Origin of the sequence: Amycolatopsis sp. NPDC059027 (genome assembly GCF_042739735.1) — a bacterium.
Taxonomy (GTDB): Bacteria; Actinomycetota; Actinomycetes; order Mycobacteriales; family Pseudonocardiaceae; genus Amycolatopsis.
Window position 1 is genome coordinate 1 of record NZ_JBHYIK010000133.1, and the last position, 12,556, is coordinate 12,556.

Consider the following 12,556-nt stretch of genomic DNA (forward strand, 5'->3'; position numbering starts at 1 on the left):
CCCCTCGTGTGTCCATTTACCACCTGGTCCTACGTGGCTTTTACGCCAACTGTCGGGGCGACACCGCCCCGCATGTGGCCATTCCGGCCATTTCCGGCCACGGCGGATGCGAGAAGGCCCCCTGCACCAAGGCTGGCTTGGCGCAGGGGGCCTTCGGGTCGGCAGCGGATCAGAGGTAGTGGGTGTTCGGGCCGAGGCCGCAGAGGATGCGGCCGTAGAGCTCGAAGTTGGTGTTGGGGTGCATGATCGCGTGCAGGTTCAGGGTGCGGATGTCGCGTTCGATGCGCTGGATCGGCACCGAGTCGTAGATCGACGAACCGCCGCTGGCGGTGGCCAGGATGTCGACGGCCTCCTTGGCACGCTGGCAGGTCGCGCCGAGGTCCAGCCGGACGCGCGCGCGTTCCTCCAGCGTCCACTCCTCGCCGGAAGCGGCCTTGGCGTCCACCAGGTCCGCGGCGCGGAGCGCGTGGAACTCGGTCTCGTCGACCTTCGCCGTGGCCTCCGCGACCTGGAGGTGGGTCAGCGGTGCCTCGGACTGCCGGGTGTAGTCGGTGTAGGTGATCTTGCGCTCCGGCAGCCGCTCGAAGAACGCTTCCTTGGCCGCCTTCGCCAGTCCCAGCACGGTCGCGCTGACGGTGGCGCACGCGGTGGGCAGCAGCGGCGCGCGGAAGATCGGCGAGCCGGCGTTCTTGACCGACGCGTACTGCTGGCGCAGCACCGGACCCATCTTCAGCACCCGCTCGGCGGGGACGAACACGTCCCGCGCGACGGTGCTCACGCTGCCGGAGCCGCGCAGGCCCGAGGTGTACCAGTCGTCGACGATTTCCAGTTCCTTCAACGGAATCGCCGTCATGATCGGCTGGGGACCATCGGCGTCGGGGTCGAGCAGCAGCGCCGAGTTCGTGTTCCAGTGGCTTTGCTGGGCGCCCGAATTGAACGTCCATTTGCCGTTGACGAGGTAGCCGCCCTTCGTCGGCGTCGCCGTCACCGTGGGGCTGAGAATGCCGCAGACGCGCACGTCCGGGGTCGAGAAAATCTCGTCCTGCACCTCGTCGGGGAACAGGCAGGCGATCCAGGTGCTGATCGTCCAGACACCCGCGGTCCACGACGTCGAGCCGTCGCCGCGCCCGAGTTCGGTGACGGCTTCGGACAGCGTCCGCAGCCCGACCTCGTGCCCGCCGTACCGCTTCGGGATACGCATCCGGAAGAAGCCGGCGTCGGTCAGCGCTTCGAGCGTCTCGGGGTGCAGCCTGCGATTCTCTTCCGTCCAAGCCGCGTTCGCCTTCAGCAACGGCACCAGGTTCGAGGCACGGCTGACGAATTCCTGCTCCGACGTTGTTTCGGTGGGATCCACAATGTACTCCTCGGACCGGTAGTCAAGGTGTACCCGAGGGTCTCAGCAAACCACCCCCGTGTGCCCCTCTTCCCTTGCGGACTACGGCAGCACACCAGGAGACGCGGGCAGCTCCGAGGGCGGCCGAGACTGACGTAATGCCTACCCTTCCCGAGTTCCGGCTGGAATCCTATTTCTCCCGGTGGGAGTTCGTCGCGAAGTACCACCTCACCGCGTCGGACGCGCAGACGGTGTCGAAGGCGGAGCTGCTCGCCATGGCGAGCGACGAAGACCGCGAACGCTGGGAAGGCCTGGACCTCAGTTACAGCGAAACCTACGGCCTCCCCGCGCTCCGCGCCGCGATCGCGGACACGTACGAGAACATCGAGGCCGAGGACGTCCTCTGCTTCGCCGGCGCCGAGGAAGCCCTCAACCTCGCCATGCACGTCCTGCTCGACGCGGACGACCACGCCATCGTCGTCACCCCGAACTACCAGGCCGCCGAGACCATTCCGCTGTCGATCTGCGAGGTCACCGGTATCGCGCTCGACCCGTCGGACGGCTGGCGCCTCGACGTCGACGCGCTGGAGCGGGCCATCCGCCCGAACACCAAGGTCATCTCGGTCAACTTCCCCAACAATCCCACCGGCACGATCCCCGACCGGCAAACCTGGGACCGGCTCGTCCGTCTCGCCGAGGACCACGGGATCCGGCTGTTCAGCGACGAGGTCTACCGCGGCGTCGAGCTCGACGCGGAGACCACGCTGCCGCAGGCCGCCGATCTGTCGGCCGGCGCGCTGTCCCTCAACGTGCTGTCCAAGGCCTACGGGCTCGGCGGTCTGCGGATCGGCTGGATCGCCTGCCGCGACCGGGCGCTGCTGCGGCGTCTCGAACGCGCCAAGCACTACGCGTCCATCTGCAACTCGACGGTCAGCGAGGTACTCGCGCTGATCGCGTTGCACTGCCGCGAGCGGCTGCTGGATCGCAACCGCCGGATCATCGCCGCGAACGTGCCCAGGTTCGACGCCTTCTTCGCCGCCTTCCCCGACCTGTTCGAGTGGCAGCCCCCCAAGGGCGGCTGCGTCAGCTTCCCGCGCTATCTCGGCGCGGACGGGGTCGAAGCGATGTGCGCCGGCCTCGTCGCCGAGGCCGGCGTCCTGCTGCTGCCCGCCAGCCTGTACGTCTCGGAGCTGACACCGGTGCCCACCGACCGCTTCCGCGTCGGGGTCGGGCGCAAGGACCCGCAGGAGGCCCTCGAGGTGTGGGCGGGCTGGATCGAGCGGCGTCAGCAGCAGCAGGCCCGGCCGGCAGCCTGCTTCCGCGCCGCCATCACCAGCGCCAGCACCGTCAGCACCGCCGCGTAGATCAGGCTGGTCCCGAAGAACGGCAGCATCGCCGCCGCGACGACCGCGACGGCGATATTGCACGCCCGCGCGCCACGCCCGGTCAGCAACCGGTGCGCGGACACGAAAGTGACCAGGAAGATCAGCAGGAACGCCGCGGACGTCGCGGTGATGAGCCGCTCCTCCGTGCTTCCGGTCACCGCGAGCAGCCCGACCGGCACGCCATACCCGGCGATCAGCGAAAGCAACGCGACGTAAGGCACGTTCCGGCGTGCGGAAACCTTCGTCAAGGCAGCCGGCAGCAGGCCGTTCCTCGCCGACGAGTAGATCATCCGCGAGGTGCCGAGCACCCACGCGTTCGTCGCGAGCAGCAACAGCACCACCGCGACGATGCCGCCCACCCGCGCCAGCGTTTCCCCGCTCACGATCCGCAGCAGCGTCGTGAACGCCGTGATCTGGCTGCCTTCGGCGGCTCCCGGCGGCACCACCAGCACGATCGTCGCGGCCATCGTCAGGTACAGGAAGCCGATCACGAACACCGCCAGCGCGATGGCCTTCCGGAACGTCCGGCGGGGATCCACCACCTCTTCGGCGACGGGCGCGGCGTTCTCCCACCCGATGAACCCGAAGAAACACACGATCAGCGCCGCGCCGATGCTGGACCACCCATGCGGCGCGAACGGCGTCAGATGCGCCGGATCCGCGCTCGGCATGGCGACGGTCATCACCACGACCAGGAAGGTGACGAGCGCGACCAGCACGGCGCCCTGCACGAAGCTGCTCGTCTTGACCCCGAACAGGTTGAACAGGACCGAGCCGACCATGATCGCGAAGCCGAGCGCGACCACCTTCAGGGCACTGGGATCGGGATCCCACATGTTCAGCAGATACCGGGACGCGGCGAGCCCCAGCACGGGGTTCGCGATGAGCAGGGACAGCACCAGGAACGCTCCGACCCAGCGACCGGCTCGCGCCCCGAGGCCGGAACTGACGAAGCAGGCGATACCGCTGGCGCTCGGATACTGGGCGGACAACCGCGCGAAGGTGAGCGCGAGCGGGTACGAGTAGATGATCAACAGCGCCCACGCGAGCAGCGACAGCGGCCCGGCCTCGGCCGCCGCGTGCCCGGGCAGGATGAGGATGCCGACGCCGACCACCGAGGTCACGTAGTGGATGACGAGCCCGGAAACACCCATCGACCGTTGCAGCGTGACCATCACAGCATCCTCTCGATCTCGTGCAGCAGCAGTTCGATCAATGACCGGTTCGCGGCGGTGCCGACCAGCCCGATCCGGAAGGTCTCGCCCGCGAACGGTTCGAGGCCGCCCGCGATCATCACCCCGGCGTCCAGCAGCCGTTCGCACAGCTCGTCCGCGCGCGGATGACGGGCGACGACCACCAGGTTCGCCGCGTGCTCGTCGTCGGCGACCACGCCGAAACCCAGGCGCCGCAAGCCATCGCGGCATTCGGCGCGCAACGCCGCGCGCTCGGCGACCCAGTTTTCCCTGCCTGCGGCATGAATCCGCCGGAGGCTGCTCGCCAGTACGTGCACCAGACTGGTCGGCATGGTGACCGGGGTGGGCTCCCAGTCGTCCTCGGTCGCCGCGTGCTCCCACCGCGCGAGGTCGAGATACCAGGTGGGCGGGCGCACCGAGCGGGCGTCGATACGCGCCTTTCCCGGCTGGGTGAGTGCCACCACGGCCAGGCCGGGCGCGCCACCTAGTCCCTTCTGGGACGCGGAAACGAGCGCGTCGACCCCCATCGCGCGCATGTCGATGTGCTCGCCGCCGGCGGCCGCGATGGCGTCGACGAGCAGTACCGCGCCGGACTCGTGGGCCAGCCGTGCCAGCTGCTCGATCGGATGCCGGACCGCGGTCGCGGTCTCCACGTGGGTGACCACCAGGCCGTCGCACCCACCGAGGTCCACCCGCTCCGGGTCGACGGGCTGCCCCGGTTCGCACGGCACGACGCGCACTTCGAGCCCGTGTGCCCGCGCCATCGCGACGAGCCTGCTGCCGAAGTAGCCGGAGTCCACCACCGCCACCCGCTGGCCCGGCTCGAACAGGTTGAAGAACGCGGCGTCCAGCCCTGCCGAGCCCGACCCCGGCAGCAGGTACGTGCGGTCCGCGCCCAGCAGCAGCGCGAGATCCTCGTGCACCGCGGCGAAATCGTCCGTCCACTCAGGACCGTAGTGTGGCTGGATCTGCCTGCCCAGCACCGCCAGCTCGCGGGGAGGCAGCCGGCACGGGCCGGGGATCATCAGGTGCCTGATCCCGCCGTGACCACCGTCGACCGCCGCCAGCGCGTTGCTCATCTTCTACTCCCTGTTCCTCCAGCGAGGTCAAGCCGCCCGCGGCGAGGAGAACCGCCGTGCGGCGATCTCGCGTAGTACGCGCCACAGCCGTTCGACGTCGGCGCGCGTGGTATGGATATTGCCGATCGACACCCGAATCACGTAGCCGTCGTCGAGCACCGTGTGGGATACGAAGGCTTCGCCGGAGGCGTTGAGCTCCTCGACGATCTCGGCGTTCAGCCGGTCGCGGACCTCCCGGTCGGCGCCAGGCTCGAACCGCAGGCACACCAACGGATAGATCGAGTCCACCGGGCAGCGCCACCCCGGTTCGGCGGCGACGGCTTCGCGGAGCCAGTTCGCCAGTTCGACGCTGTGCTCCAGCCGCTGAGCCAGGCCCGCCCTGCCGAACGTCCTGATCACCCACCACAGTTTCAGCGCGCGGAAACTCCGTCCCAGCTGGGGTGTCAGGTTCATGTAGTCGACGGTGTGCTCGTCCTGGGCCGACGTGAGGTATTCGGCGACAAGGCGGAACGTGTCCGCGAGCGCGCCGCGGCGCCCGCAGTGCAACGCCGTCGCCTCCATCGGGATGTAGAGGCACTTGTGCGGGTTGACCACCAGCGAATCCGCGCGGCTCACGTCCTCGACACAATCGGCCAGCGACGGCGCCAGCCGCCAGAATCCGCCGAACGCGGCGTCCACGTGCAGCCAGACGCCGGTGCGCTCGCAGACGTCGGCGATCGCCGGGATCGGGTCGGCCGCCCCGACCGAGGTCGTACCCGCCGTGGCGACGACCGCCACCGGCTGGAAACCCGCGGCCAGGTCGGCACGGATCGCCGCTTCCAACGCCTCCGGCCGCATCCGGTACCGCTCGTCCGAGGGCACCTTGACCAGGTTCGCCTGGCCGAAGCCCAGGGTGATCGCGGCCTTGTCGACCGAGCTGTGTGCCTGATCGGAGGTGTAGAGCCGCAGCACCGGGAGATCGCGCCCGGCCAGGCCTTCCACCCGCACGCTCGGCCCGAGCGCGGCGTCGCGCGCGGCCGCGAGCGCGTACAACGTGGCCAGCGAAGCCCCGTTGACGAGCACCGCGTCCGCTTCCTCGGGGTAGCCGGCCATTTCCGCGACCCAGCCGAGCACGACCCGTTCGAGCGCGGAGGCCGCCGGCCCGCTCTTCCACAGCATCGCGTTGACGTTCAGCGCCGCGGTCATCGTCTCCGCGAGAATCCCGGGAAAGCTGGCGCTGTTGGCGAAATAGCCGTGGAACGACGGATGGTTCCAGTGCACCAGATAGGGCACGACCAGCTCGCGGGTGTCGGCGAGCACCCGCTCGAAGTCCACGCCGTGCTCGGGCAGCTCGGCCCGGAGCGAGGCCGACAAGTCCCCGGTGTCCCGCGGGACGGTCACCGGGACCTGCCGGATCGACTCGAAATGCTCCCGGAGCACCGCGAGCAGCTCCCTGCCGTGCTGCTCGAACTCCGCGGGCGCCCAGTCGCCGGGTTCCTCAGGCATGCGTGGCCTCACCGGAATTCTGCGCGGGGACCTCGGCGAAGAGCTCGGTCACGTCCTCGTCGTGGTCCCTCGGGCGGTCGCCCCAGTCCCAGCCGCCGGATACCGAAAGCGTGGCACCGGAGATGTACCCGGCGCGGTCGGAGACCAGGAACGCCACCGCGTCGGCGATGTCGTCCGAAGTACCCAGGCGCCCGGCGGGAACCCGCTTCGCCATCCACCCCGCCTGTTCCGGCGGCAGATGACCGTTGTCGATCAGGCCGGGTGCCACGCAGTTCACCGTGATGCCGTGCCGGGCCTCCTCGCTCGCCAGCGACCGGGTGAACACCGCGATCCCGGTTTTCGCCACTGTGTACGCCGCGAGGTTCGGCGCGCCCCTGATGTCCAGCGCGGGGGCGAGCCCGATGGTGACGACCCTGCCGAAGCCCCGCGCCCGCATACCGGGCAGCGCCGCCTTGGTCGCGTAGAACGCCGAGTTCAGGTTGCTGTCGATGATGAACTTCCAGCGCTTCGCCGAGGTCTCCGCCACCGCGCCGAGCACGAACTCGCCGACGTTGTTGACCAGTATCGAGACTTCCGTGCCGAACGTCTCGGCGGTCTGGCGCACGGCACGCTCGGCCTGGTCCGGATCGCACAGGTCGGCCTGGACCATCACCGCGCGGGCGCCCGACGCCCGGAGCCGGTCCACGAGTGCCTGCGCGCTCGTGGAGTCGCTCCGGTAGTTCACCGCGACCATCGCGCCCTCTTCGGCGAGACGCGCGCACAACGCGCTGCCGATCCCGCGCGCGCCGCCGGTGACGAGCGCGACCTGGTCCGTGCCGGGCAGCCGGGTCCGCATCAGTGGTCGTGATCGTCGTCGTGATCGTGCTCGTGCGGCACCTCGGTGAGGTAGCTGACCTCGCGCGGCGCGGCACAGTAGGTGGCCTCGAACTCGTCGATCAGCGGCGCCTCGCCGCCGACCAGCTCTTCGGCCTCCTCGCGGCTGCGCCACGGGTACATCACCCACACCTTGGTGGGCTGGTGCTCGTGCTGGTAGAAGGTGGCGTGGCCGAGGAAGGCCGGGTGCTCGTGCGCACGCGGGCCGACCAGGTCGTCCATCTTCTGCATCAGCTCGGGCACGCGGTCGGCGTAGTCTTCCTTCAGTTCCCAGGTTTCCAGAACGTGGATCATGGCTCTCTACTCCTTGTCGGTGGCGGATTTCTGGGACTGCCAGTACTCGGAGAGCAGGGATCCGCCCTCGGGCACGAACTTTTCGCAGACGAAGATGTGGTGACGCCGGTTGCGCGACTGCGCGGACCAGAGCCGGGCGGCCGCGGTCCGCACGTCGCCGGGCACCCGCCCGGCCCGGTCCGCCGCCTTGAACCCGCGCCGCAGCGTGGTGAGCCTGCCGAGCATCTGCTCGTGCTCGACGTTCAGCACACCGGAGAACCCCGGCCCCATGAACGGCGGTGCCATCGACGGGCGGATCACCCGCTCGTAGAGATCCTGGCTGAAGTCCGAGGCGTAGCGCATCGTCGACGTTGCGGCGTCATAGAGAACGGTGAGCTTGTCGAAGGCCGTTTCGAGATCCGGCCAGCGGGACTTCTCCAGCGCGTGACCCGCTTCCACCAGCAGCCCGTTCATCGCGGCCAGGTGCAGGTGGAAAAGCTGGTGTCCCAGCTTCCAGCGGAGCACGGCCTGCCCGGTGTCGTTCACGCCGCGGCCTCCTCGATTCCGGCGGGCGCGAGCCATTCCGCCAGGGTGCTGTGCAGGACGACCACGCAGCCCGCCAGTATCGCGGCCTTGTCCTCATCGGACAGTGAGCTGTGCGCCAAGTCGGCGAGCACATCACGCTGGACGTCCAAACAGGACTGCGTCCAGGCCGCCAGGTCCGGGCGTCCACGCGCGATCCGGAAGTAGCCGTCGTAGTGTTCCCGGCTCGGGACCTCGGCGACCGCGACGGGTATCTTCCCGTCGGCGGGCAGCGCGATCGACCTGATCAGCCCGAGGTCGGCGACGTCATATCCGTCTTCGTCCTCATCGCCCATTACGCCGCTCCATGAAATACCTGCGCACGGTCTCGCTCGCGTTCCTGCCCGGGATCCCGAACACGCCGCCGCCCGGCCGCGTGCCCGAAGCACACAGGAAGAACCCGGCCACCGGCGTGTGATAGTCGGCGTACCCGGCCACCGGACGCCCGGCGAACAGGTCCAGCGGAGACATCGCGCCGTGGTAGAGGTTTCCGCCGGGCAGCCCGATTTCCCGTTCGATGTCCCACGGGGTGAACAGCTTGCGGTGCGTCACCGCCGCGGTGAGTCCCGGCAGGTACGGCTCGATGTAGGCCAGCAGGTTGTCCAAATAGGACTCCCGGATCTCGTCCCATGTCGTTCCCGCCGGCTGGTAGGGCAGGTACTGCAGGTACATGCTCATGATGTGCTTGCCGGGCGGGGCCAGATCGGGGTCGAGAATGCTCGGGACCGAGCACTCGACGTGCGGCTGGGCCGGCGGGATCCCCGCCCTCGCCTCGGCGTGCGCCCGGTCGAGGTGATCCATGTCCGGCAGGATCTGCAGCGTTCCCCTGAAGTGCTCGCCGAAGCCGTCGAAGCCGCGCACCTCGGGGAGATGGTCGAGCGCGAGGTGGACCTTGCCCGCGACGCCGACATGCGGGCGGCCCGCCAGCGCGGCGCGATAGCTCGCGGGCACGACGTCGGAATCGACCATCTTCTCGAAGGTGGTCGAGGGGTCCGCCGCCGAAACCACGGCCCGTGCGGCGATATGGGTACCGTCCTCGAGTTCGACACCCCGGCAGGCGACGGCGCGGGGGCAGTGGCCGAGCAGGATCCGCTTGACCCCCCGCCCGGTGAAGATGTCCACTCCGAACTCTTCACACGCCGCGGACAGCGCCCGTGTGATGCTCCCCATCCCGCATTTCACCTGGCCCCACGACGGGCGCGCGTCCTCGGTCGTGCCCATCTGGTGGTACAGCATCAGATACGCGGTACCCGGCATGGAGGGCCCGCCGTCGACGCCCACGGTGCCGTCCGTGGCCAGCGTGACCTTGAGCGGTTCGGACTCGAACCACTCGTCGAGCACCTCACGCGCGCTGCCGAAGAGCGTGCCCACCAGCAGGCGGAGGTCCTTGTCGTCGAGTCCGGCCGCGGTCTGCAAGGTGGCTTTCAACGCCGGGATGTCCTCGAACAACGGCCGCCTGGACCCACCAGCCACATACGGCTCGGCGAAACGGGCGATCCGGCGCATCGCGGCACCGTATTCGAAATACGCGTCCGCGTCGTGCTGGGAGAACTTGCCGATTTCCGCGCGCATTTTCGCGGGATCGGAACTGAACGTGAGATAACGCCCGTCCGGCAGGAGCGCGGTGACCGACGGATCGCGCTCAAGGACTCTCAGCCCGTGCTTGGCGAGTTTGAGGTCCTCGATGATCTCCTTGCGGAACAAGGTGGTCACCAGGCTCGCCGTGCTGAACCGGTGCCCGGGGAAGACCTCTTCGGTGATGCAGGCGCCACCCACGAAGTCGCGCCGTTCGACCACCGCGACGCGGTAGCCCGCTTGTCCCAGATAAGCCGCGCAGACCAGACCGTTGTGCCCGGCCCCGACCACGACCACGTCATATGTGTCACTCACGGAGTCCATTGTCGGCGCGCACGCCGCCATACAGCGTCTCCCATACTGCTCGGCACTGAGCACTACCGGAGTTGCCCCGGTTCCCTCGCGCCGACATGCTCGGATGGGGGAACTTCACCAGGAGGTCGACCGTGTCCCTTACCTCGTTGGACCCCGTGTTGCCCGCGGTGGTGGGCACGGATGTCCGGGTGCCGCTGGCGAACGGCACTCGGGTGCCGTACGCGAACTTCGACTACGCGGCGAGCGCGCCGTGTCTGCGCGCGGTCAAGGACACGCTCGACGCGGCGTTGCCGTTGTACGCCAGCGTGCATCGGGGCGCCGGGCGGCTTTCCCAGCTGACCACTCGTGCGTACGAGGACGCCAGGCGGACGGTGCACCGGTTCGCGGGCGCGCGGCCGGGCGATGCGGTGGTCTTCACCCGCAACACGACCGACTCGATGAACCTGCTCGCCTCCTGCGTTCCCCTGACCACCACCGTCGTGGTGTTCGAATCCGAGCACCACGCCAACCTGCTTCCCTGGCTGCACCGGCATTTCGTGGTGCGCCTGCCCATGCCCGCCTCGCCGTTCGAAGCCGTCAACGCGGCGGCGGACGCGCTCTCCCCCGGCGGCCTGCTCGTGGTGACCGCCGCCTCGAACGTGACCGGCGAGCTGTGGCCCGTCCACGAGCTGGCCGCGGCCGCACACGCCCGTGGTGCGCGTATCGCGGTCGACGCCGCGCAGCTCGCCCCGCACCGGCCGCTGGACATGTCCGATGTGGACTATCTGGCCTTCTCCGGGCACAAGCTCTACGCGCCGTTCGGGGCCGGCGTGCTGATCGGGCGCGGCGACTGGCTCCGCGACGCGGATCCCTATCTGCGCGGCGGTGGTGCCAGCAAGCTGGTCGGCCCGGACACCGTCGTCTGGGCCTCCGCCGCCGAGGAACGCCATGAAGCGGGAAGTCCGAACGTCCTCGGCGCGCTCGCGATCGCGGCCGCTTGTTCGACGCTGAGCGATGCGGGCTGGCCCGCGCTCGTGGCGAGCGAAGAACGCCTGCTCGCGTATTTGCGTTCCGGCCTTTCGTCGGTGCCCGGCCTGCGCGAACTTTCGTTGTGGGGCCCCGATTCGGCACGGGTGGGCATCGTCTCGTTCGCCGTCGAAGGCTGGGACGCGCACCTGCTCGCCCAAGCGTTGTCGGACTCCTACGGCATCGGCGTCCGCGACGGGAAGATGTGCGCCCACAACCTGGTGCGCCACCTGACCGGCGGCACCGGCGACTCGATCGTCCGGGCCAGCATCGGCCTCGGCTCCACCCGCGCGCACATCGACCGCCTCGTCACCGCGCTCGCCGATCTGGCCACCGCCCGCGCCGCCGCCTGAAACGCGCTGACGGTCGCAAGGAATAGGAAGCGCTTCGTTACCACGCGCGGACAATGAACCTGGGAACGACCACGGGTATGCGATTGCTTCGATGAGGAGACTTTCATGTCGGTCAGTGCCGAGGACAGGTTGACGGCCTACTACGGCCAGTTCACTTCCGAGCGGGAAAAGGAAGTACTGAGCGTCCCGCTCCGCTTGGTCGGGGCATGGGCGGAGAACAGCGCTGATGGCGTTGCCGAGGTGTTCACCGAGGACGGGATCCTGATCCTGCCGGGTGACGTGTACAAGGTCGGCCGCGAAGAGATCAGGGCGTTCATGAAGGCCGCCTACGCCGGTCCGTTCAAGGGCAGCGGTGTGACGGGCCAGCCGGTTGACCTGCGGTTCGCTTCGGACACCGTCGCGTTGATCCGCACCCACGGCGGCATTCTCGCGCCGGGTGAGACCGAGATCGACCCGGAGCTCGCCGTGCGCTCGACCTGGGTCTGCGTGAAGCAGGACGACGGTCAGTGGTACCTGGCCGGCTACCAGAACAGCCCGCGCGGCGCGGGCGCCACCCTGCGCTGGTAACCCCCTGAACCCCTGAGGAGAAACATCATGCCAGGCAAGGCATCCGAACTGGTCGCGGGCGCGAAGAAGTGGGCGGCCAACTACGGCGACTTCCCCAACGGCGAAGAGGGCGCGGTGCTGACCGTGCCGCTGCGCATCCGCGGCGCGTGGGAGCGCAACGACGCCGAACTGTTCGCCGAGGTCTTCGCCGACAACGGCAGCATGCTCGTCGGTGACAAGCAGCTCAAGAGCCGCGAAGAAGTCCTCGAATACATGAAAGAGGCCTTCGCGGGCGATTACGCGGGCGCCCGGCTCGAGGAAACCCCGGTCGTCATCCGCAAACTGTCGGACACCGTGGCTTTCGCGGTCACCAAGGGCGGCCTCGTGCTGAAGGGCGAAACCGGGGTCGCGCCGGAACGCGAGGTCCGCGCGACCTGGGTGATCGTCAAGGAGGACGGCGACTGGAAGCTGCTGTCCCACCAGACCAGCCCCATCACGGGCTGAGCCTTCTTGGTGCTCTGCCCCGGTCCGTGAATGCCACATTGAGGGACTCTGAGTC

13 protein-coding genes are annotated in these 12,556 nt (G+C 69.0%); 4 read left to right on the plus strand and 9 right to left on the minus strand.

Going from position 1 to position 12,556, the window contains the following annotated elements; genetic code table 11:
- Window positions 1–169 precede the first annotated feature (169 nt).
- The gene (locus tag ACFWY9_RS43880) at window positions 170–1,354 is read right to left on the minus strand and encodes an acyl-CoA dehydrogenase family protein (RefSeq protein WP_378331626.1); all 1,185 of its coding nucleotides are present in this window, start codon (window positions 1,352–1,354) and stop codon (window positions 170–172) included.
- Between the two features lie 137 nt (window positions 1,355–1,491).
- Between ACFWY9_RS43880 and ACFWY9_RS43885 the strand changes: the two genes are divergently transcribed.
- Window positions 1,492–2,697 carry an aminotransferase class I/II-fold pyridoxal phosphate-dependent enzyme gene (locus ACFWY9_RS43885; protein ID WP_378331625.1) on the plus strand — a complete coding sequence of 402 codons (1,206 nt, stop codon included), beginning with the start codon at window positions 1,492–1,494 and terminating at the stop codon, window positions 2,695–2,697.
- On the opposite strand, the gene ACFWY9_RS43890 is transcribed toward ACFWY9_RS43885, so the two are convergent.
- From ACFWY9_RS43890 to ACFWY9_RS43925, 8 genes are read right to left on the minus strand one after another with little or no spacing between them, the layout of a single operon-like run.
- Window positions 2,619–3,893, minus strand: a complete 1,275-nt coding sequence (locus ACFWY9_RS43890) for an APC family permease (RefSeq protein WP_378331624.1) — start codon at window positions 3,891–3,893, stop codon at window positions 2,619–2,621. The two genes, ACFWY9_RS43885 and ACFWY9_RS43890, sit on opposite strands and share 79 nt — an antisense overlap.
- On the minus strand, window positions 3,893–4,990 hold the full coding sequence (locus tag ACFWY9_RS43895; RefSeq protein ID WP_378341682.1) for a pyridoxal-phosphate-dependent aminotransferase family protein: 1,098 nt from the start codon (window positions 4,988–4,990) through the stop codon (window positions 3,893–3,895). The genes ACFWY9_RS43890 and ACFWY9_RS43895 overlap by 1 nt, the downstream gene beginning before the upstream one ends.
- Before the next feature lie 27 nt (window positions 4,991–5,017).
- Window positions 5,018–6,475, minus strand: a complete 1,458-nt coding sequence (locus ACFWY9_RS43900) for a pyridoxal phosphate-dependent decarboxylase family protein (RefSeq protein WP_378331622.1) — start codon at window positions 6,473–6,475, stop codon at window positions 5,018–5,020.
- Window positions 6,468–7,310 (minus strand): SDR family NAD(P)-dependent oxidoreductase, encoded by an 843-nt coding sequence (locus ACFWY9_RS43905; protein WP_378331621.1) that lies wholly within the window; start codon window positions 7,308–7,310, stop codon window positions 6,468–6,470. Before ACFWY9_RS43905 ends, ACFWY9_RS43900 begins: the two co-directional genes overlap by 8 nt.
- Entirely contained in the window at window positions 7,310–7,642 is a 333-nt protein-coding gene (locus ACFWY9_RS43910; RefSeq protein ID WP_378331620.1) for a hypothetical protein, read from the minus strand. The genes ACFWY9_RS43905 and ACFWY9_RS43910 overlap by 1 nt, the downstream gene beginning before the upstream one ends.
- Before the next feature lie 6 nt (window positions 7,643–7,648).
- Complete coding sequence (locus tag ACFWY9_RS43915; protein WP_378331619.1) at window positions 7,649–8,167, minus strand: hypothetical protein; 519 nt, start codon at window positions 8,165–8,167, stop codon at window positions 7,649–7,651.
- The gene (locus ACFWY9_RS43920) at window positions 8,164–8,499 is read right to left on the minus strand and encodes a hypothetical protein (protein WP_378331618.1); all 336 of its coding nucleotides are present in this window, start codon (window positions 8,497–8,499) and stop codon (window positions 8,164–8,166) included. The genes ACFWY9_RS43915 and ACFWY9_RS43920 overlap by 4 nt, the downstream gene beginning before the upstream one ends.
- Entirely contained in the window at window positions 8,489–10,093 is a 1,605-nt protein-coding gene (locus tag ACFWY9_RS43925; protein WP_378331617.1) for a phytoene desaturase family protein, read from the minus strand. Before ACFWY9_RS43925 ends, ACFWY9_RS43920 begins: the two co-directional genes overlap by 11 nt.
- 131 nt (window positions 10,094–10,224) lie before the next feature.
- On the opposite strand from ACFWY9_RS43925, the gene ACFWY9_RS43930 reads away from it, so the two are divergent.
- The 3 genes from ACFWY9_RS43930 (at window position 10,225) to ACFWY9_RS43940 (ending at window position 12,501) form a co-directional block, all read left to right on the plus strand.
- A complete protein-coding gene (locus ACFWY9_RS43930; RefSeq protein ID WP_378341683.1) occupies window positions 10,225–11,451 on the plus strand; it encodes an aminotransferase class V-fold PLP-dependent enzyme in 1,227 nt (408 codons plus the stop codon).
- Window positions 11,452–11,556: 105 nt separating this feature from the next.
- Window positions 11,557–12,018, plus strand: a complete 462-nt coding sequence (locus tag ACFWY9_RS43935) for an SgcJ/EcaC family oxidoreductase (protein WP_378331615.1) — start codon at window positions 11,557–11,559, stop codon at window positions 12,016–12,018.
- A gap of 27 nt (window positions 12,019–12,045) precedes the next feature.
- Complete coding sequence (locus ACFWY9_RS43940; protein WP_378331614.1) at window positions 12,046–12,501, plus strand: SgcJ/EcaC family oxidoreductase; 456 nt, start codon at window positions 12,046–12,048, stop codon at window positions 12,499–12,501.
- Window positions 12,502–12,556: the final 55 nt, after the last annotated feature.